This window comes from Flavobacterium sp. Leaf82 (assembly GCF_001422725.1).
Classification (GTDB): domain Bacteria; phylum Bacteroidota; class Bacteroidia; order Flavobacteriales; family Flavobacteriaceae; genus Flavobacterium.
In genome coordinates this window covers 655,868-677,495 of the sequence record NZ_LMMA01000032.1, presented here as the reverse complement: position 1 = coordinate 677,495, position 21,628 = coordinate 655,868, and the positions used below count along the sequence as shown (strand labels likewise).

21 protein-coding genes are annotated in these 21,628 nt (G+C 34.5%); 16 read left to right on the top strand and 5 right to left on the bottom strand.

The genetic code is table 11. The annotated features are described in order from the left end of the window. Positions 1-23: 23 nt before the first annotated feature. From ASF10_RS17465 to ASF10_RS24255, 9 genes are all read left to right on the top strand, one after another. Positions 24-416, top strand: a complete 393-nt coding sequence (locus ASF10_RS17465; protein WP_056251752.1) for a hypothetical protein — start codon at positions 24-26, stop codon at positions 414-416. A gap of 104 nt (positions 417-520) precedes the next feature. Further along, entirely contained in the window at positions 521-733 is a 213-nt protein-coding gene (locus ASF10_RS17460; RefSeq protein ID WP_056251749.1) for a hypothetical protein, read from the top strand. Between the two features lie 22 nt (positions 734-755). Continuing rightward, complete coding sequence (locus ASF10_RS17455) at positions 756-1,991, top strand: TolC family protein (protein WP_082472457.1); 1,236 nt, start codon at positions 756-758, stop codon at positions 1,989-1,991. Between the two features lie 17 nt (positions 1,992-2,008). Then, on the top strand, positions 2,009-2,827 hold the full coding sequence (locus ASF10_RS17450) for a hypothetical protein (RefSeq protein WP_056251745.1): 819 nt from the start codon (positions 2,009-2,011) through the stop codon (positions 2,825-2,827). Between the two features lie 34 nt (positions 2,828-2,861). Next, positions 2,862-4,139: a glutamate decarboxylase gene (locus tag ASF10_RS17445; protein ID WP_056251740.1), complete on the top strand. Its 1,278-nt coding sequence runs from the start codon at positions 2,862-2,864 to the stop codon at positions 4,137-4,139. Continuing rightward, on the top strand, positions 4,136-5,212 hold the full coding sequence (locus tag ASF10_RS17440) for a hypothetical protein (RefSeq protein WP_056251737.1): 1,077 nt from the start codon (positions 4,136-4,138) through the stop codon (positions 5,210-5,212). The genes ASF10_RS17445 and ASF10_RS17440 overlap by 4 nt, the downstream gene beginning before the upstream one ends. Positions 5,213-5,252: 40 nt before the next feature. Further along, complete coding sequence (locus tag ASF10_RS17435; RefSeq protein ID WP_056251734.1) at positions 5,253-5,684, top strand: DoxX family protein; 432 nt, start codon at positions 5,253-5,255, stop codon at positions 5,682-5,684. Between the two features lie 247 nt (positions 5,685-5,931). Next, a complete protein-coding gene (locus ASF10_RS17430) occupies positions 5,932-6,150 on the top strand; it encodes a hypothetical protein (RefSeq protein WP_056251732.1) in 219 nt (72 codons plus the stop codon). Positions 6,151-6,332: 182 nt separating this feature from the next. After that, positions 6,333-6,497 (top strand): hypothetical protein, encoded by a 165-nt coding sequence (locus ASF10_RS24255; RefSeq protein WP_157849069.1) that lies wholly within the window; start codon positions 6,333-6,335, stop codon positions 6,495-6,497. An 88-nt stretch (positions 6,498-6,585) separates the two neighbouring features. Here the strand turns inward: ASF10_RS24255 and ASF10_RS17425 are convergent, their stop codons facing one another. Together ASF10_RS17425 and ASF10_RS17420 are read right to left on the bottom strand one after the other, a co-directional pair. Continuing rightward, positions 6,586-7,167 carry a Crp/Fnr family transcriptional regulator gene (locus tag ASF10_RS17425; RefSeq protein ID WP_056252252.1) on the bottom strand — a complete coding sequence of 194 codons (582 nt, stop codon included), beginning with the start codon at positions 7,165-7,167 and terminating at the stop codon, positions 6,586-6,588. Positions 7,168-7,224: 57 nt separating this feature from the next. Continuing rightward, the gene (locus ASF10_RS17420; protein WP_056251729.1) at positions 7,225-7,683 is read right to left on the bottom strand and encodes a peroxiredoxin; all 459 of its coding nucleotides are present in this window, start codon (positions 7,681-7,683) and stop codon (positions 7,225-7,227) included. A gap of 245 nt (positions 7,684-7,928) precedes the next feature. Between ASF10_RS17420 and ASF10_RS17415 the strand changes: the two genes are divergently transcribed. The 3 genes from ASF10_RS17415 (at position 7,929) to ASF10_RS17405 (ending at position 10,341) form a co-directional block, all read left to right on the top strand. After that, a complete protein-coding gene (locus ASF10_RS17415; RefSeq protein ID WP_056251726.1) occupies positions 7,929-8,765 on the top strand; it encodes a sulfite exporter TauE/SafE family protein in 837 nt (278 codons plus the stop codon). Beyond that, positions 8,752-9,159, top strand: a complete 408-nt coding sequence (locus ASF10_RS17410) for a DUF1634 domain-containing protein (RefSeq protein WP_082472456.1) — start codon at positions 8,752-8,754, stop codon at positions 9,157-9,159. Before ASF10_RS17415 ends, ASF10_RS17410 begins: the two co-directional genes overlap by 14 nt. 159 nt (positions 9,160-9,318) lie before the next feature. Continuing rightward, positions 9,319-10,341: an LLM class flavin-dependent oxidoreductase gene (locus ASF10_RS17405; RefSeq protein ID WP_056251723.1), complete on the top strand. Its 1,023-nt coding sequence runs from the start codon at positions 9,319-9,321 to the stop codon at positions 10,339-10,341. Positions 10,342-10,574: 233 nt separating this feature from the next. Here the strand turns inward: ASF10_RS17405 and ASF10_RS17400 are convergent, their stop codons facing one another. After that, positions 10,575-13,013, bottom strand: coding sequence for a TonB-dependent receptor (locus ASF10_RS17400; RefSeq protein WP_241774976.1), 2,439 nt, complete (start codon positions 13,011-13,013; stop codon positions 10,575-10,577). A gap of 227 nt (positions 13,014-13,240) precedes the next feature. On the opposite strand from ASF10_RS17400, the gene ASF10_RS17395 reads away from it, so the two are divergent. After that, positions 13,241-14,521, top strand: a complete 1,281-nt coding sequence (locus tag ASF10_RS17395; protein ID WP_056251716.1) for an acetyl-CoA C-acetyltransferase — start codon at positions 13,241-13,243, stop codon at positions 14,519-14,521. 238 nt (positions 14,522-14,759) lie between these two features. Here ASF10_RS17395 and ASF10_RS17390 read toward each other — a convergent pair whose 3' ends face one another. Further along, on the bottom strand, positions 14,760-15,371 hold the full coding sequence (locus ASF10_RS17390) for an FMN-dependent NADH-azoreductase (protein WP_056251714.1): 612 nt from the start codon (positions 15,369-15,371) through the stop codon (positions 14,760-14,762). A 156-nt stretch (positions 15,372-15,527) separates the two neighbouring features. Between ASF10_RS17390 and ASF10_RS17385 the strand changes: the two genes are divergently transcribed. The 3 genes from ASF10_RS17385 (at position 15,528) to ASF10_RS17375 (ending at position 20,202) form a co-directional block, all read left to right on the top strand. Then, positions 15,528-15,890: a winged helix-turn-helix transcriptional regulator gene (locus tag ASF10_RS17385; RefSeq protein WP_056251712.1), complete on the top strand. Its 363-nt coding sequence runs from the start codon at positions 15,528-15,530 to the stop codon at positions 15,888-15,890. 137 nt (positions 15,891-16,027) lie between these two features. After that, a complete protein-coding gene (locus ASF10_RS17380; RefSeq protein ID WP_056251709.1) occupies positions 16,028-17,131 on the top strand; it encodes a hypothetical protein in 1,104 nt (367 codons plus the stop codon). Between the two features lie 155 nt (positions 17,132-17,286). Continuing rightward, positions 17,287-20,202, top strand: coding sequence for a PQQ-dependent sugar dehydrogenase (locus tag ASF10_RS17375; protein ID WP_056251706.1), 2,916 nt, complete (start codon positions 17,287-17,289; stop codon positions 20,200-20,202). 97 nt (positions 20,203-20,299) lie between these two features. Here ASF10_RS17375 and ASF10_RS17370 read toward each other — a convergent pair whose 3' ends face one another. Continuing rightward, on the bottom strand, positions 20,300-21,628 hold the full coding sequence (locus ASF10_RS17370; RefSeq protein WP_056251705.1) for a S41 family peptidase: 1,329 nt from the start codon (positions 21,626-21,628) through the stop codon (positions 20,300-20,302).

Here is a 21,628-nt window from a genome sequence, read left to right as displayed (position 1 = left end):
ATTAACCTTTAAATATAAACATTATGGCACTTAATTTTAAAACAGGCTGGGATATTGCCTTAACAAAGTATGTAAACAAATATGGGCAGTATCAGGCTTTTCTTGACACCTTGACACCCTTGTTAATCGAGCAGGCATTTAGCGATGCAAACTCGCGCTTTACAGATCCTGCAGCGGCAGATTTTATTAGAACAGTTGTGGCTTCAGGTACAGAGGCGTACACAATTGAGCAAGGTTCTCATCAGGTAGAAGATTTACCAAGCGGAGGTTTTTGCCTGCATTTTACAGGAAGAAATTCAGCTAATGTAGCATTCCACTTCTACATTGTTCAAAATTTAGACGGAACGCCTAAAATCATTAAAATTACTTATTTCGATAAAAAAAGTAAAAAACTGGTAACCAGCGAAAGAGCTTAATCGCATAAGTATTAAGATTTAAAAACTCCTTTTTTGGAGTTCCTCAAAAAAACATCCGGATGTAAATGAGGTTATCAGTACTATTTCATTAAAAATATAATACTATGGGAAGTTTAATCATCGTAAAAGGGAAAAAACAAGAAGCATTATATACAACCACATTAAATAAATTAGCATTAGACGATGAATTGTGCATTTATGCAATAGCCGATTTCTCTGTAAAAAATGGTATTCCCTACCCTAATTGCGAAATCAAACAAAAAGTAGACATCAGCATATTCAATGCTATTAACCTTGACGAGTTAGCCAAATACTAATCTCTATTAAAATCATTTTACCATGAAAAAGCATCTTATATTAATTTGCCTGGCATTGCTGTGTCTTGTACCAAAAGTAATGGCACAAAAAACATGGACACTTAAAGAATGTATTGCTTACGGTAGAAAACGGAGTTTTAAGGCCGAAGAAAATACAATCCTAAATGCTGCTTATATCGAAGATAAAAAAAGTATCGAAGCGCTTTATCTGCCTCAATTTAATGCCGTATTAAATCCGTCATACATCAAAAATTCGCCTGATTATGTCTGGCAATATGGTGTAGGATTAGAAGCAAATGCAATTATTTACTCTGGATCAAGAAAAAAACAAGAGCTTGAAAAAGCCAATATGATAGTCCTGCAAAGTGAATATAATATTGCAAGTGCCCAAAACGATATCGAGTTACAGGTTTTGTATGCTTATACCGATGCACTAATTAAAAGAGAACAATTTTTAGCAAGTGTCAGATTTTACCAAAACGCTTTACAATTGCGCTCTGACTTATCTAATAATAAAGTAGATCTTACTGAATATAAAACTTTTTTTGAGACATTGTTACAGCAAGACTGGCAGGAAATTAATGCATTAAGTTTACAATACCAACAAGCATTATTAAAAATAAGGCAACTTATTAATCTGGAAAATGCACCGGATTTTGATATCGAAGAAATTCCAGCTTTTATACCGGATTACACAACAGTAACAGAAGCTTTTCCTAAAGCGATTCTGGCAGATCCGGCGATCAGCAGTAATGAATTCGACGTTGCTATAGCCACAAAAAATATTACAATCGCAAAAAGTTTTCTTTCTCCAACGATCAGTATTCAGGGAAGTTCATTTTATAGTTTAAGCAATAATAATACTGGTTTTCAGAACTATTTGGGGCTACGTGTTGCTATTCCGGTAGGGAATTTAAAAGGACCGAATGCTAATATTAAGCGTGCCGAAATCTATTTTAAATATCACGAAACACGGTTAAAAAATCAAAAAAAGACTTTACTAAACACCATGATTTTCATTATAAATGAATTGCAAAACAAAGAAATCATGTACGATAATATGCTTCATACACTCAATCAGACAACACTATTACTAAGTGAAAGCACTAAAAATTTAGAAACCGGAAAAGCTACTTATGAATCGTATTTAATGATTAGAAACTGGAACAAACAAAACGCACTGCAAACTGTTGTTTTAAAATACGAAACTATTGCGCAAGCAAAGCTTCTTGACTTTTATACCGGAACAACTTTATAACTATAAAACGAAATAGTATGAATGCAATATTTGAAAAAGTAAAAAATCGTTCTCCGTATGCTTCAGAAACCACGGAATCAACAATAGAGAATCCGCCGGAAGAGATCATAATAGTACAACCCATAGAAGAAGATGCTTTTATTCCGGTTGAAACTAAGCCATTACCAATTGCAGCCACCAGTAAAACAGCTTTTGAAATACTAATCGAAAAAGAGATCGATACAATGCTGCAATTCAGCATTAGAAAAGGGAAAAAAATAATAGCTGAAATAGGTTCATTGGTCGAAACCAAAAAATTATCTCAAAAAATAGTTCTACACGAAATGCGTAGGGATGCCATACATCCTGTAACCCCAAAAAGTATTGATTATGTAAACCAATATCGGGATAATACACATGCAAGAGTTGTTTTATTAAGCCTGCCTACATTTCGCCAGTTTACTATAATTGCTATAGTTAGTACCATTTTGACCATTTTGGGTTATTGTCTTCTCGAATCAGATATTTTTACGGGTAAATATACCTTTACAGATATTGCTTTATTGATCATAAATCAGGTTTATACCGTTGCTACGGCATTTCTGGGTAGTATGTTATACTTTTTTCCAAAGCTCATAAAACAAGTCAACAACAGTACATTAACCGCTCATAAAATTCCGTTTTACTGGTTGGCAATTTTTCTGGGCAGCATAAGTGCCATATTATTGATCAATACAAAAGTATTCGCGCCTTATCTTATAGACGATACACTGCTGCACAATCTTTTTATTGCCCTGGTATGTGGTTTTATTGCTGATATCCTTTATGGTAATATTCAGGCAATCGCACAATTATAATTCTCCTAAACATTAAGATCAAACTCCAATTCTCATGAAAAAGAATCGTATTATTTCGCCTGACACTTTTCCTAAAAAAGGAAATAAAGCTGCAAAAGTCTATAACAGGATTTGCTCAGAACTGGCTATGGATGGAAACATAGATCTCGATCTTGGCAGTTTTAGTACAACAAAAATGAATCCGTATGCAGATAAACTTATAATGGAACAGCTGGGTAAAAATTTTATTGACTATGCTGAATACGGACAAACCAAAAAAATTCAGGACAGAATTGTTGCCATACTTTCCGGATTATTAAATGTTCCCGATCACAATGCAATAAAAGGTACGGCAACTTTGGGATCATCAGAAGCGATACATCTTGCTTTGCTCTCGCATAAATGGAACTGGAAAAAAAGACAACTTTCTTTAAACCAAAATACCGCCAAACCCAATATTGTTTATACCAGCAATTCTCATGTTTGCTGGGATAAATTTGCATTATATTTTGATGTAGAACCCAGAAAAATCTCCATCACCTCTTTGCATCAATATCCTTTAGAAGAAATTCTAAAAAATATAGATCAAAATACCATTTGCGTAGGCGCAATTGCAGGAAACACCTATACCGGAACCATTGATCCTATCGAAGAACTGAATGATAAAATACTCGAAATCAATTTAAAAAATAACTGGGATGTTGGTATTCATGTCGACGCAGCAATTGGCGGATTCGTATTACCATTTTTACAAGAAAATATCGAATGGGATTTTCGTTTGCCATTGGTTAAAAGTATAAATCTATCCGGACATAAATTTGGACTGGTATATCCCGGAATTGGCTGGCTTGTTTTTAGAAATGATCAGTTTTTACCAAAAGAATTAATTTTTTCCTCCCATTATCTTGGTAAACCTATAGAAACTTATACGCTTAATTATTCAAAGGGAGCTTCGATGATTCTGGCACAATATTTTTCGATACTTCAAAACGGTATTTCGGGTTATAAAAAAGCAATAAAACGAAGTTGTAAAACAGCACATCTAATAAGAGAACGGCTAACACAATCCGGCTATTTCGAAATAGCAGATCAAGGCACGTTACCAGTTGTAGTATTCAAACTTAAAACCACAAATGACATTGATATTTACAAATTTCAATTGCAGTTAAGAGCAAAAAACTGGATGCTTCCCGTGTATAATATGCCCGGAAATTTTGAACCCAATAAACTCATGCGAATAGTGGTAAAAGAAAATTTCAGCACCGTTATGGCAACGCTATTATGCGATGATCTTATTGGTATTTACCAAAACCTAAAACACTATCGTTTATGAAAAAGTTGTACTATTTAATGCTGTTTTTTTTAGCAGCAACCTATTCATTAAAGGCAAAATTACCGGAGCCAAACCAAAAATCAACTAATCCTCTGGTGGTTACCGTATCGATTCATCTCAATAAAATTTATGATATCAATACTGTAAACAAAACCTACATGATCGATGCGTATTTGGTCCTATCCTGGCATGAAGCCACAATTCCGGATATGTTTTCAGGAAATAATAAAGCTAAAATAATTTTCGAAAACGAAGAATTTCCCAGAGAAATAATCGTTCCATCATTCGAATTCATTAACATTCTGGGCAATCGAGAAATCATCAATAAACGATTAATCATAAATCCTGATAAAACATTAATTTATAACGAACGCTTTCATGGCAGGTTTACTTCTATCATGGATTTTCATAAATATCCCAATGATAAACAGTGTTTTACAATACAACTGGAATCTTTCTCTATGGAAAAAAAGGATCTTGTATTTACAAATCCACAGCTTTTTCCTAAAGAACTCGATCAATCATATATGGAAGAATGGAATATTTTAGGCAAACGTGATTATGTCAATAAAATGGTTTATAATCACTTAAGCGCCAGTAAAAAAGGAGAAGAATTTTCAAGGTGTAATTTTGAAATCTACGCACAGAGAAAAATAGAATATTACATCTGGAAAGTAATATTACCAATTGGGATTCTGGTTGTGGCTTCATGGCTGGTTTTCTGGGTAAAAGATTTTGCAAACCAGTTAAATATTTCTTTTACACTAATGCTCACAATGGTAACTTTCAATTTTTTCACCTCATCATTATTACCAACATTACCCTATAACACGTTTATAGAACTTGTAATAATATCCGGTTACATCTCTATTTTCCTGACATTAATAGCTATAATTTTTACTTATGCCTATTCTAAAAATGATAAAACAACCCTGAAAATCAATAACTTTTTTCAGATATTTTTTCCTTTACTTTACATTCTTTATATCATGATTTGTATTTATATCATCTTTTTTAAGAGCAATTTTACCAATAATCTGGGCTGTAGTATTTATAAAAACTGGACTGTCTAATTGGCAAACATCTTATTATTTTTACGTAAAATATATCCAAATGAAAAACATATCAATACCACAAGCAGGTTTAATTTTACGAATAATTTTAGGAATCACAATGTTATCTGCCGTTGCAGACCGTTTTGGACTTTGGGGCGCTCCGGGTGATCCTGGAGTAGCATGGGGAAATTGGGAAAATTTTATCGCTTATACCCACACCCTAAACCCTTTTGTGAGCAAATCTATTGCCGGAATATTAGGCATTTTAGCAACATCGTTCGAAATTGTATTTGGTATTTTCCTAATCATCGGATTCAAAACCCGAATCATAGCTTTAGGAACCTCAGCTCTAATGTTGCTTTTTGCGCTTAGCATGGCAATTTCGGTTTCCATAAAAGCACCATTCGATTATTCTGTTCTAACAAGTTCTGCAGCGGCATTGTTACTTGCTGCAATTGGCAAAACTTCTTTTTCTGTAGACAATAAATAAATTGAAATATTTTTTTTGATTAGAAGCTAATCCGGCCATCCGCTATATCTTTTCCTGCCTAAAGAAGGCAGCAAAAGGATGTCGCTCCTGTCCGGGCTAGAAAAAATTTTTTGGAACTAAGAAAGTTAAATGCTACAATGAACTAACAATGAGTATTTTATAAAACAAAATTAAGAATAATGTAAAGTATTAAAATGTTAAACATCTAATTTTGAAGTAATTAATTATTAACTAAATAATAAAAATTATGAAAACTCTATTCAAAACCAAAATTGCATTTCTTTTTATTTTAATCGGACTTTCATTTTCATGCAAGAAAAACGAACCCGTTTCAGCTGATACAGATACCTATGTTGACTCTACAGAAACTGCAATTGACAGTGTAGATACTACTGTAGACACCACAGCAGTACTTGTTGATACAGCAACTGTAAGAAGAGATTCTATCGCTAAAGCTAAAAAATAGAATATACTTTTTTTTTATATTATCCTAACAGGTTAAAAAAACCTGTTAGGAAATTATAATCAATTAGCAAAAACTTTCTTTATCTTTGGTATATTACAAAATTCTCATACAGGAAAATATTATAATGTATCTTTTAGAAATGATACAAATTTTATTGGGTTTTTAATTAAAAGGAAATGATAATGAAAAAATTAGATAAAAAAATAACTGTAAATAAAAATCTTTCAAAGATTAACTCGACTATATCTACTGACAAAAAATTAGATCAAATTAAAAACGTAAATTTTGTTTCAAATAAAATAGAAGAAGTAAACAAGATCGTAAATAAATTAGAATTAACTTTTTAAATAATATATAAATGGAGCTTTAAGCTCCTTTTTTTATCCTGTTTCTTTAAGATGTCTCCGTTTTATATACTGAGAAATTATTATAAAACTATCCTAATCTTTTTCTAATCCTGCTAAGAGACTGACTTGTAATACCCAGATAAGAAGCTATATGATATAAGGCAATACGGTTAAGAATTTCAGGTTGTTCTTTTTGTAATTTTGTATAGCGCTGTTCGACATTATTAAAAAGAAGCGCTTCCATTCTGGATTGCGCGTAGATAAAAAACAATTCAGCCAAAATCCTTCCTGTATTTGCCCAGCCTTTATTAATATCATACAAGTTTTGCAAGTCTTTATATTTTATAGCATATAACTCAGAATCTTCCAGCGCTTCGACATAATATACACACGGATATTGATAAACAAAACTGGCAAAAGAAACTATAAACTGCCCTTCTGAAAAGAAAAACATATTTCGATCCTCCATTGCTTTTTCATCATAATAATAGATTCTAAAAATACCTTTGCGTATAAAACCAAGATCAGAGCAAACAAAATTTTGCATATTAAAAAATTCTCCTTTTTTAATGGTTCTTGTATACCAATATTGATTTCCCTTGTCAAAATCTGGTGCAGAAAGATTGGAAAAATCATTTAAAAAATCAAACAATACTTTTTTATCATCCATATAAAACATCTAAACCCAGCCTTACTAAGCTGGGTTTAAAAGTATGAAAATAAAGTACTACTTTGCTTGTTTTAAAAAGTCTAATACTTCTTTTGCATGCGCAGCACCTTTAAAAAAGTCCCTGAATTTATAAATTACAATTCCCTCGTCGTTTAGAACAAAAGTTTCCCTGCCTGTTAAAAACAATGCCTTTTTTACGCCAAATTGCTTAATAACTTTATTTCCCGGATCGCTTAATAATTTAAAAGGCAATCTGTTTTTTTCGGCAAAAGTTTTATGACTTTCTATACTTGCAGCATTAATACCTAAAACTTGTATTCCGGCATCTGTAAAATCCTGATAACTATCTCGAAAAGCGCAAGCCTCTTTTGTACAAACGCCACTTTCATCCTTTGGATAAAAATAAATTACCGTCGTAATACCAATAGTATCAGTGCTGCTGTTAAAATTATTTCCGTTTTGATCCTGAAGGGTAAAATATGGTATTTTATCTCCTACTTTTAATTCGTTTATCATTTTTATTTTGGTTTAAATTTTATACTGCAAATTTGATTCTAAATAAAACTGCCCGAATTAACTTAAGTTAATCTATATTCAAAAAAATCAGTTTTACAAAAAACAAACATTCTTATTCGTCTGTTTTTAAAAGCTTTATTACCGTTTAAATATCGTACTTCTCATTTTTAAGGTATTATTAAGGTCGTAATTTTTCCAGAAACTAATATCAATTCGTAAATTAGCCCTAATAAAAATTTATCCGAATGACAGTACTTACATTTACCCTGATTATGATTCTTGGTGCTTTTTTAGCAGGTTTTATTGGTTCATTATCAGGCTTGGGTGGCGGAATTATCATAATTCCCCTTTTAACAGTCATTCTTGGCGTTGATATACATTATGCAATTGGTGCGGCATTAGTTTCTGTAATTGCAACTTCATCAGGTTCTGCCGCTGCTTATGTCAGGGAAGGAATTACAAATATGCGACTGGGAATCTTTCTCGAAATTGCTACAACAATTGGCGCCGTTTGCGGTGCTTTACTTTCTACCATTGCTCCTACTTCATTCATTGCAGTCTTGTTTGGACTTACTTTAATTTTCTCGGCTATTAATTCACTTCGAAAAAAAGAAGAACATATTGTTTTAGAATCAAGTCCATTAGCTAAAAAACTCAGATTAGAAGGAACTTATCCTTCGCACGATGGACAAGTGATTAGTTACGGAACTAAAAACGTAGTTGGTGGTTTTGGTATGATGGGAATTGCCGGAATGATGTCCGGACTATTAGGTATTGGTTCCGGAGCTTTTAAAGTAATTGCAATGGACAATATTATGAGAATCCCGTTTAAGGTTTCTACAACTACCAGTAATTTTATGATGGGTGTTACTGCAATGGCAAGTTCTGTAATCTACATTCAGAAAGGATATATCGAACCCGGAATTTGTATGCCTGTTGTTATTGGCGTTTTGTTTGGCGCTATGGCGGGAGCGAAAGTACTGGTAAAAACAAACCCTAAAAAACTAAGAATATTTTTTGCGTGCCTGATTTTTGTGCTTGCAGTAAACATGATATATAACGGACTTAATGGAAAAATCTAAAGTTATGCAACACGAAAAATTTGGAGAAAAAGATTTTCAATCCATTATTGGTAATTTATTGCGCTACGGAGTCTGGATTTCATTATCTGTAGCATTTCTTGGAGGAGTTGTTTACTTAATGGGACACAGCAGCGACATTGAAAACTACTCAGTCTTTAAGGAAAATGACCGTAATATTTTTGAAGTTATAACAGCAATCTATAATGGTGCAATTCTGGGAAAAGGAGAATCGTTGATATTTGTTGGAATCATCTTGCTTTTTCTAACGCCTGTATTACGTGTTTTACTCTCTTTATTTTCTTTTCTTCTCGAAAAAGATTATCTGTATGTAGTAATCACTTTAATCGTAATTTTAATAATTCTGATTAGTGTTTCGTTTGGGTTTTCACATTAAATATGGATATTAAGCTTTTAAAAAGCACCAATAATTGCTCTGAGTTATCACTATTTGCGCTTTATAAAAAAGCTTAAAGCGCTACAAACAAATAATTGCTAAACGCAATAAGCCACACGCTTTCTAAAGCTTATTGCATAAACCCTAAAGCTAAAAAAAATGGAAATAGGAATAGACAGTTTTGCTTCGGCAATGTACGGAGACAACAATACTTTGAGCAGCGTCGATGCGATGGAACAATTACTGCAAAGAATTGAACTGGCAGATCAGGCGGGACTTGACGTTTTTGGGATTGGGGAACATCATAAAAAAGAATTTTTAGATTCGGCTACAGCCGTAATATTAGGTGCAGCCGCAGCAAGAACAAAACGTATCAGGTTAGCAAGTGCCGTTTCGGTTTTAAGCGCTGCTGATCCTGTTCGATTGTATCAAAATTTTTCTACGCTCGATTTAATATCAAAAGGAAGAGCAGAAATTGTCGTAGGCCGTGGATCAGCAATTGAAGCTTATCCCCTTTTTGGCTTTAGCCTAAATGATTACGATGCACTTTTTAGTGAAAAATTAGACCTTTTACTTCAAATTAGAGATAATGAATTTATAACATGGTCAGGAAAATTTCGTCCGGCTTTGAATAATCTTCCCATTTACCCAAGGGCTTTACAGGAAAAACTTCCTATTTGGTTAGGTGTTGGCGGAACTCCAGAGTCTTTTATCAGAGCAGGATCTTTAGGTTTGCCTTTGATGGTTGCCGTTATTGGCGGACAAACATATCGTTTTCGTCCGCTGGTCGATTTGTATCGTGAAGCAGGGAAAGCTGCAGGTTACAAACCCGAAGAACTTAAAGTAGGTTTGCATTCGCCTGGTTTTGTTGGCAGTACAACTGCAAAAGCAATCGAGGAATATTACCCGGGTTATGCTGAACTTTGGACAAAATTAGGAAGAGAACGCGGTTGGCCACCTGTAACAAAAGACAAATTTGACGGGCTTATTGATGATCAGGGCGTTTTGGTTGTTGGTGATCCGGAGCGTATTGCCGAGAAAATTTTACGCCACAGCGAATCACTTGGCGGAATTTCGAGATTTACCTTCCAAATGGATAATGCAGGACTTACGCACACCCAATTAATGAATGCTATAGAACTTATTGGTTCAAAAGTTATTCCTTTAATTCAGAAAGCATAAGTTTAGTTACAGCTAGAACACATAAACGGATTTTCGCTGGTTTATTTAGTATTAGAGTTTTTTTGCCACAAATTAAAATGATTTTTAATCACTTTCTCTTTAAAGAAACCAGCGAAAATCCGTTAAATCATTCAAAATCCTAGATTAAAATCTTAAATAATAAAAAGCATCCGCCAAATGACGGATGCTTTTTTTATGTAAATTAACTCTTTTCAATGAAAGTAGAACTGTTTTTAAAACTTATAAGTCAAACCAACTCTAAAGTTTCTTGGTTGCTCTGTTTGCCAGTAATAAGCATTAAGATAAGAATAGTAAGAACCGCTGTAAAGGTATTTATCCAATATATTGAAAACATTCGCTGTAACTTTAATTTTTCCAATTTCATAAGATAAACCTCCATCAAGTTTAAAATAACTTGGTAATTTTTGCAGTCCTACACTCCACGTATCCGTTTGGCGTCCGTCAAGGAAAGTTCCACCAATAGAAGCTCCAAATCCTTTAATTGTACCACTTTGAACGGTATAATTCAACCATGCATTTGCAACATGTTTAGAATAACCCGGTACGATATCTCCAACTTTGATTCCGGTTGCAGCAGAAACTGCAGGATCAACTTTATTTACGATAGATTCTGTAAACGCATAATTTGCAATAAGATTAAGACCGTCGAAGATTTTTCCTCTTAAATCTAACTCAATACCCTGAGCTCTTTTTTCTCCCAATACAACAGAATATTGTTCTCCCGGACTATTTGCAGGATCTGATGTAAGTTCATTTTTCTTTAAAATACTGTAGGCTGCTAAAGTTGTACTCCATGAACCATCAAACCAATCTTTTTTGATACCAAATTCGACATTGTTACCTGTAAGAGGTTTTACCTTATCGCCATTTTTAATAAGACCTGATTGTGGCGTAAAAGCCTGATCGTACAATCCGTAAACCGCAAGACTTTCTGTTAGAGAATAACTTATACCAACACGAGGCGTGATATGAGAGTCAGCAATTGGAGCTCCACCCCAACTTGCCTGGCTAATCCAGGTATATCGTGCTGCAAGAGTTAATCTTAGTTTATTTTCAAAAAATCCCAACTCATCCTGAACATAACCGGCAGCATATTCTGAACTCATTAATCCGCCTATTGCAGCAGCTCTTACAGAAAGAGGAGTTTCTCTGTCAAAATTAGGCATTCCGTTAGCCGGAGGTCCATAATTAGGCGCATTTACATTAAAAGGATTATCAACAGTATCCAGATTATGAGACTGACCCCAGTCGGCCTTGTAATCTTTACTTCCCATATCTACTCCACCCAACAATTTATGGCTTACAGAACCTGTATTAAATTTTCCGTTCACAAATATTTGACCTAAGTACATATTACTTTCAGAATCCCATATTGCAACATTTCTAATAATTTCACCATTTGCAAGAGTTCCTTCCGGAATACCGTCAAAATCTGAATCAACAGGACCAGGACCTACAGAAGTTGGCCATGAACTATATCCTTTTTGAAGATATTTAAAATAAGTAGTCTGAGCAGTCAGTTTCCAGTTGTCATCAAATTTATGTTCGAATACAAGGTAACCACTATGATCATTTATTTTTGTATCAGGAACACCCGGCTGCGTCATTGTAAAATCTACCGGTGTTGTAGCATAACCTCCTGAATCAGCACCAAAAACATAGTACGAACCTACCTCAGTCATGTTTGCCATTTGATAATTATATTCTAAAGTAACTTTTGTTTTATCATTTATTTGATAAGAAAGTACCGGAGCGATTACGTAACGATCATTATGTTCAAAAGGACGATGAGATCCTTTCTTCTGAAAAGCACCATTAAATCGGTATAAGAATTTACCTTTTTCGTCAAATTTTCCGTCAAGATCAACACTTGCTCTGTAAAAATCATAACTTCCTGCCATTACAGTTGCTTCACCTTTGGTAATTCCGGTTGGTTTTTTAGTCACCACATTATAAAGTCCGCTTGGATCACCGCTTGAAAGCATAAATCCTGCCGGTCCTTTTACAAATTCAATATGGTCTACAAAGCTCATATCTTCAGTTAATGGTCCCCAAAAAGACGAAACTACATTAAAACCGTTACGAAAAGCCTGAATCTGAGAGCCACGCATCGTAATATTGGTATACATATCTCCCCAATGCTCTAAACGTACAGCGCCACTCACATTACGAATAACTCCGTCGCTCATACTAATAATTTGCTGGTCTTTTAAAGTCTGACCACTTACAATCTGAATGTTTTGAGGAATTTCAAGTACAGGAGTCTGAAGACGCAATGACAAAGAAGGTTTATCCTGTTTGTACTTATTTTTTGTAATCACTACTTCTTCAAGATCTTCCTGACTTTCAGAAAGCATAAAGTTTTTAGTCGTAGTTTGCTTTGCATTAACAACAATATGGTCTTCAACTGAATGAATCCCAACAGCATGAATACTAATAGTATAGCTTGCCGGTTTCACATTCTTAATTTCATACTGTCCCTTTTCATTGGTTACAGCACTATACTTTGTTCCTCTTAAAACTACAGAAACATTCTCTGCAGGCACATTACCGCTTAAAGAAACTTTTCCGATTACTTTTCCTAATTCCTGACCCATCATTGTTAGTGAGGTCAAAAACATCAGGCAAAATAAAACTTTTTTTATAGACATGATATTCATTATTGTTTGGTTTTGATTTCGCTGGCAAAAGTAATGGCTAAAATTCTGTTTTCCAAATTATTTTTAATCATTCTAAATAAATTTAAACGCCTTTCCGAATTAATAGTAAAGGCACTAAAATTTTAAAATATATTATTTAGAAAATATCTGATTACAAATAAGTCTGCTTATCTTTAATCTGTCAAAATAAAATTGTCTCCCAAAACCAAAAATCAAATATGAATAATACCACCACAATTAGAAAAGTAGCTATCGTAGGCTACAACCGTATTCCGTTTGCAAGAGCAAATACTGCCTATGCCGAAGTTGGAAACCAGCAAATGATGACCGCCGCTCTTGATGGGCTTATTTATAAATACAATTTGAAAGGAAAATTATTAGGCGAAGTTGCCGGAGGAGCCGTAATCAAGCATACTTACGACAATAATTTGATTAGAGAATGTGTCATGAAAACCTCTCTGGATCCTGCAACTCCCGCTTGTGACTTACAACAAGCCTGTGATACCGGAATAGAAAGTGCTATTTATATTGCCAATAAAATTGCTCTTGGTCAAATAGAATCCGGAATTGCCGGCGGAGTCGACTCAATCAGTGATATGCCGATTGCAGTAAGCGAAAAGCTGAGAAAAATTTTACTGAACGCCAGAAAAGCAAAATCATTAGGCGAAAAAATAAAACTCTTTCTACAATTACGCCCAAAAGATTTAACGCCTTTGGTTCCCAGAAATGAAGAATCGCAAACCGGACTTTCGATGGGCGGACATACTGAAATCACAGCAAAACACTATAAAATATCCCGTGAAGACCAGGATAATCTAGCACTTAAAAGTCATTTGAATATGGCAAAAGCGTACGACGAAGGTTTTTTTGATGATATGATTACGCCTTTTAATGGTCTTGAAAAAGATAATAACCTGAGAAAAGACAGTACTATCGAGAAACTTGCAAAATTAAATCCTGCATTCGATAAAGCAAACGGAACTCTTACTGCCGGAAATTCGACACCACTTACAGATGGCGCATCTTGTATACTTTTGGCCAGCGAAGAATGGGCGGCAGCACAAGGACTTCCTGTTTTGGCTTATATTACTTTTGCCGAAGTTGCTGCGATCGAATATGTAAAAAACCAACAAAATCTATTGTTAGCGCCTTTATTTGCTGCCAGTAAAATGCTCGATAAAGCCGGACTGACTTTACAGGATTTTGATTATTATGAAATTCACGAAGCCTTTGCCGCACAGGTTCTGGCAACTTTAAAAATCTGGGAAAGTCCGGAACTAAGCGCGCAATTAGGTTTAAAGAAAGCTTTAGGAGCTATTGACAGAGAAAAATTAAATGTAAAAGGAAGCAGCCTTGCAGCAGCGCATCCTTTTGCCGCAACCGGAGGAAGAATTATTGGTGTTATGGCAAAATTATTAAACCAAAAAGGTTCAGGACGAGGATTTATTTCTATTTGTGCCGCCGGAGGTCAAGGAGTTACCATGATAATCGAGAAATAATAAGATGGATTTTTTTTAGCCACGACCCGAGCGACAGCGAACAGGCGAAGCAATTACAGCAATTTCGCGAATTATTTTTAAAACGATGTGATTAAAAATTTGTGAAAATTTGTAAAATTCGTGACAAACAATCTTTTTTTAAACAATTTAAAACCCAACAGTCCTAAATTCTAATGAAAAAGACTGTCGGGTTTATTTAAATACGAAAATGTCCAACTATCGTATTATTGTTTTCTATTTAAAGTGCAAATTCTTTAACAGCAGTCAAAGCTTTTGGCAACGCATTTTCGGCAAAATCAGGAATTGCAGTTCCCTCTACACGAAAAGTAGTAACATCTGTTATTCCAAGAAAGCCTAAAACGGTGCGTAAATATGTTTCTGAGAAATCATAACTTTTGTACGGTCCTTCAGAAAATATGGCGCCTGAGGCAATAGATAAAAATACTTTCTTATCTGTCAACAATCCTTTTGGGCCATTTTCATCATAACTAAATGTTTTTCCAGCCCTTGCAACCTGATCGATCCAGCCCTTTAATACAGCCGGAATTCCAAAATTATAAAGTGGCACACCAATTACAATAATATCCGCTTCGATAACTTCTTTTGTTGCCGCATCAGAATATTTAAGTGCTTCTTTTTGCGCTTCGCTATGCTGATCTGCAGGTGTATAAAACGCGCTAATATCTACTGCATTCAAATAAGGCAAAGGCGTTTTTGAAAGATCAAGGGTTTCAACCTGTGTTTCTCTATATTCTGCCTTCAGTTTTTCCAGAATAGCATTTGATAATTGGTTGCTAAATGAAGCATCTCCTTTGATGCTTGTTATTATATTCAGAATCTTTTTGCTCATGTGTCGTATGTTTTGATTATGATACAAACTTATCTACATTTGCTATCTCTTTTATAGTACTATCCTCAAGGATAGCGCTATCCTTGAGGATAGTAACGCATAAAATTAAAACGATACCGGATAAAAGTTTATCAAACCTTAATACCTTTGCTGATTATGAATGCAAAAACAAAAGAATTAGCTTGTGAGCCAGAAGAATGCCTGGCAGCATTGCGTCCGGTAAGAGATGCATTAGAGGTTTTAAGCGGAAGATGGAAATTACCCATATTGATCGCTTTATCAAACAGACCAAAAAGGTTCAAGGAAATTTCGAAAGACATTAAAGGAATAACGGATAAAATGCTTTCGAAAGAGCTGAAAGACCTTGAAATAAACAAACTTGTTACCAGAACTGTTTACGATACATTCCCGCCAACAGTAGAATACGCATCAACAGAACACAGTAAATCCTTGTCTGATGTTATTATGGCGCTAAAAGACTGGGGAACTTTACACCGCAAAGAAATTATTGGTCACTAAATAATTTCAGAAGATCTAAACCCGACAAGTATTAAAAACCTGTCGGGTTTAATTTTTTAATAAAAACTGTAACAAAATCAAAAAATAAGTCTCTATAGTAAAAAAGTCATTATAAAATCAACCTTATATCCTTTATTATGAGAACCTTAAAATCAGTTACTTTACTTCTTTTTACTTTCATTTCATTTTCGAAAATACATGCTCAATCGACTCAGAATGATAGTATAAAACTCGATTATACCAAGATTTATTCTCTCGCATTAGACGGAAATCCTGTATTGGCTTTGCCATTAATACAAATAGATCCATCAAAAAAAATAGCAGCAAGGGACTTACAATTCAAAACTAATTTTGAAAACCGTTTTAAGTTCAAAGACGACCAAAGTGATTTTCTGGAAACCCGAAAATCTAAAATAGATCAATTATTAAAAATCTACAGAGATTACTGGCGATTTTCATTTTTAAATAAAGAAAAGAAAAACGACACGCTGATCATGAAAAATGTATCTGATTTTCTTAGAAAAAACTTTCCATCCGCAAAAAAACTAACTCTAAACGAAGACAGCATCAATGTGTATCAAAAAAAATACATCGCCAGTTTAGGTTATCATACAACAGGATTTGGGAAAACCGGAGGTCTTTATGATTTATTGGTTTGGAAAACAGAAAAAGACACCATCTATAAACTCAATTATGACGGAAAAGAAACTCCTGTAAAAGTTTATTTTATGGATGATTTTATAACGCTGGGCTGGAGCGAATATGCCACTTTAGGACGTTATTATCCTGCTGGCTGGGCCACTAAAGAAGCTTTGTTTTGCGTAAAAAAATCATACGACTTAAAATCAGAAAACTTTAGAGTAAGTTATATTGGTCATGAAGGAAGGCATTTTGCTGATTATAAATTATTTCCCAATTTAAAAGGAGTCGGTTCTGCAGATTTAGAATACCGCGGAAAATTGACTGAATTGTCTCTTTACTCTCCCGATGGACTTTATAAAAGAATTCAGTTTTTTATTAATAATGGTAATTACGATAGCGAAAATGGTCATTCGATTGCCGCTTTTTGTGTCATCAGAGATTTATCGAGAGTATTATTTCAAAACGATTACGAAAAAGATTTAGAGAAATGGAAGGCAATTCCATCAAAAAAAATAAATGAAGTTGCGGCTAAAATTCTCGAAGAAAACACAAAATCATTACAGAAAATTCCGAATGTAGAAAAATTTATCAAACAATAATTTTGACTAAAGAATACATCAAATCCTTACACAAAATCACAAAAACAATTAATAATCAATATTTTACACAATAAAGATAATATCAAGAACTAAAATAATTATAAAGAAAAATGTTAAATTTGATTACCCAAATTATAAACCCATTCTTAATAATTATGAAAAGAAACCTACTCAAAAAATTTAAAAAGAAGTCATTTCAGCATCTATTCTATGCTTTTTTCTTATTGCTTTCATGGCAGGCAAATTGCCAGTACATTACACAAAACCTTGCTCCTACTGCTGTTATTAAAGAAGGACTTTCGCTAGAGCAATCTTCTGACGGTCGAATATTTATAGCAGAAAGAGCCGGAATTGTAAAAGTTTTTCAAAACAATACCGTTTCAAACGTTTTTACCGTAACTACTGTTACAGACAATGAACAAGGCTTACTTGGATTGACTTTGCATCCTGATTTTGAGACAAATGGATACATTTATGTGTTTTATTCGATCAATGACGGCGTAATCAGACATCGAATCGAAAGGATACAAATCGACAATGCCAATCAGGTCTTAAACAGACAGGAAATTTTATTATTAGAACCTATTGGCGGCGGTTTTCACAATGGTGGCGATCTAAAATTCTTTAACGGATTTCTATATGTAACCGTTGGGGACAGCCAGCAAAATACTAATTCTCAAAATTTAGATACGTATAAAGGAAAAATCCTCCGACTTACAGAAGACGGACAGCCTGCACCGGGAAATCCGTTTTACGGAAGTGGTTCTGTACAAAGACAAAGCATCTGGGTTTATGGTTTTAGAAATCCGTGGAGACTTGTTGCCAATAAAAAAGCCAATAAACTATTTGTTCTGGATGTTGGAACTTCTTGGGAAGAAATCAATGAAATCAGTAATCCTGCGATTCGCAATTATGCGTGGGGACATCCACAAGGCGGCGACGGAAAACAAACCGAAACTGATTTATTTACCAATCCTATATTTACGTATGCAACCGGAAGTATTGGAAACGCTTTAACAAACGGTGTTCTCTATAACCCAACTACACCGCGATATCCTAATCTTGACGGCAAATTTATTATCAAAGATTTTGTTCGAAATGAAATCCGTTCTTTTGACCCGAATATTGCTGATCCGGAATCAACAGAATTTTTCTCGGCTCCGCAACAACAGGCACTTGGTATGATGTTAGGCAATGATGGCTTTATTTATTATTGTGCTTATGGTAATAATGGAGCTTTAATTAAACTGGATTATATTGCAACTGCGGCTCCTACAATCGTAAATCACCCTATTTCGCAGTCGATTATGCAAACTACACCTGTAACTTTTACAGTTTCTGCAAGTGGCGTGGGACTTAGTTACCAATGGCAATTTAATAATGTAAATATTCCGGGAGCAAATGCAATAAGTTATACCATACCAAGTGTTATGCCGGCAAATGCTGGTGCTTACAGAGTTATCGTAACTAATACTGCCGGTAATGCCACCAGTAATCCTGCAACATTAACCGTAACTCCTTTTAGCAATGCACCAACAGTTTCGATTGTTTCGCCATTGCCAACTTTAAAATGGAATGCTGATGATGTGATTCATTTTGAAGCGAATGGTAATGATATCGAAGACGGAACATTGCCTGCAAGCGCGTATTCATGGAATATGGATCTTTTTCATGAAGATATTCCCGGAGCAGGACATTCGCATCCCGGTGCCAGTCCGCAAGGGGTAAAATCCGGAAATTTTACTGCCTCGAATCAAGGTGAGAAAACACCAAATGTATGGTATCGATTTACTGTAAAAGTTACGGACAGCAATGGTTTAACAGGAACTGCATTTGTAGATGTAAAACCCAATCTGGTTGATGTTACGGTAACGAGTTCTCCGGCTTTACTGGGTTTAGAATTCAATCAAAAAGCAGTTGCGGCACCATCGACAAAACCAGTTGTTGCTAATGCTGCTTTGCAGACTTTAAATGCTCCTACACCGCAATACATAGAAAACATAAGATATGATTTTGACCATTGGAATCATGGCGGAGCTGCCAATCAGACTTTTAAAGCGCCTGCAACAGGAACTATAACTTATACAGCAGTTTACACCGCTACAACTTTGCCGAATGCACCATATCTAGGAATTGCAGCGCAAATTCCGGGTATTATTGAAGCTGAAAATTATGACATGGGTCCAAATGCTTATTTTGATAGTAATGGCGGCGGAGATACTGCTTACAGAGCCGGAGACGGTGTTGGTACCGAAGTTTGTAACGAAGGCGGATTTAATCTGGCATATGTAGCCAGAAACGAATGGCTTAAATACACCACAAAAGTAAACACGACAGGCAATTATACTATTAATTTAAGAATTTCATCGCCTTATGCCAATAGAAAATTACATCTTGAAGTTGATGGTGTAAATGTAACCGGAACTGTCAATATTCCTAATACAGGAGGTTTTCAGGCCTGGCAAACTACCGCAATTCCTAATATTCCGTTAACTTCAGGAACGCATGTTGTTACCTTATTTTTTGAAGAAAATGATATCAATATCAATAAAATGGAATTTGTCCTGACAGGAAGTACAGCTGCCCCAATTGCAGATTATGAAGTAAATACACAAATGGGATGTTTGAATACGGCTGTTACTTTTACCTCAGTTTCTATAGGAAATGTTGATAATTATGTTTGGAATTTTGGCGAAGGTGCACAACCTGCAACCGCCACAGGAGTTGGTCCTCATACTGTAATTTATGGTACCGAAGGAACAAAAACCGTTTCATTGACCGTAAACAACACAATTGGAAACAATAAAAAAGAAACCGCATACATGATTCATAATTGTAATCTTGGTATCACGGATCCAAATCAGGAATCGAATAAAATCAGCATTTTTCCTAATCCTTCAACCGGAATATTTCATATATCAAAAGAGTTAGAATGGACCGTTTATTCACCTTTAGGAATTAAAGTTAAACAAGGATCAGGCAATTTAATCTCTATTACAGAACATCCGTCAGGTATTTATTTTGTAAAAACAACTGCCGGAAGCAAAGCAATTTCGATTAGTAAACAATAGTAAACAAAAGGCACAAACTTTTGTATAAAAGCAAAAATCCTAAATCTAATGAAGATTTAGGATTTTTTTTGTGCTTATAAATTAAGCCATTTCACGATTAATCTTTTTTGTAAATTCGTTCCTGTCCGTCCTGATAGATTCTTTTAATTCCTGTGACAGCATTATTTTCTAAAATTACTTTTATTCTAAATTCGTCAATTCCATCAATCTTAAATAAATCCTGTTCAAGAGGAACCAATAAAAAAGTCGCTATATTATTCCAGTTATAATACAAATTATTGTCTTCATATTTCAATTCAGATTTGCCATATTTTGCCTGATATGATTTTAAAATTGCACTGTCAATAGTTACCGGTTTTTGTCTGTTTTTAACGATAGGAATAAACCAATTCAGATTATTTGCTTCGTCTTTATTTTTTGATGCTAATTTTTGTAAAGCCAATAAATGAGATGTATTTACAGCTTCTTCGCTTTTGCACAAAACATCCGGCACAACCCCTTTTCCTTCAAAATCTGTGTTGGTAATTGGATCTTTTACTTCTCCAAACGGAATATTTACAGAAAAACCATTTGGCAATACCTTTCGATCTATTGGATGCGCTCCGCCAGCCGTTTTTTCTCCCACAATTGTAACACGTTTTAAATTTTGAAGAGAATAACTCATCCATTCAGCAGCCGAAAATGTAACTGAACTTGTCAAAATATAAATATCGATATCCTCCATACGTTTCCCGGGAACTGAAGGCAGTAACCACATTTCTCTTTCTACCTTTTTCCTGTTTTTCTCGTAATAATAATATTTATAAAGCGGTAATTCTTTATCAGAATAAAAATAACTGCTTAGAAATTGTCCCATTTCCATAGCGCCTCCATTATTCCTGCGCAAATCTATAATCAGGGCATCTGTATTGTTTAAAAACTGCATTACAGACGCTGCCTTTTCGCTTGCTATCGCAGGATCCTGAAAATAATCAAACTGTAAGTACCCTATATTTCCTTCTAAAATTCGCACTTGCTGAAACCCGAAATTTTTCTTTTTTGCTTCTGATAATTCCTCTGCTTTAATTTTTTTCTGTACTTCATTATCTTCTTTTTTAAGCTGGTTTTCTGACCATTCCGGATCATACATTACTGAAAAATGCAAGTCTTTACTAACCTCAATAAGATCTGCGCTTAGTTTACGGGCAAATTCATTTGGTTTGCCAATGTCTTTATAAAGCCCTTTTTTGTAATTCTCATTCAGTTTCTTTTTAATATCCCCAACAGCATTTGGTCGGATATAAAACCCTTCCAGTTCTTTTGTCAGTGAATCAATAATTTGTTTTTTATTTGATTCCGTAAGATTAAGATCTTCTTTAAGAATGGACTCCTGGGCATAAGAACCAATTGAAAATGTTAGAAATAATAAGGCTAATAGTTTTTTCAT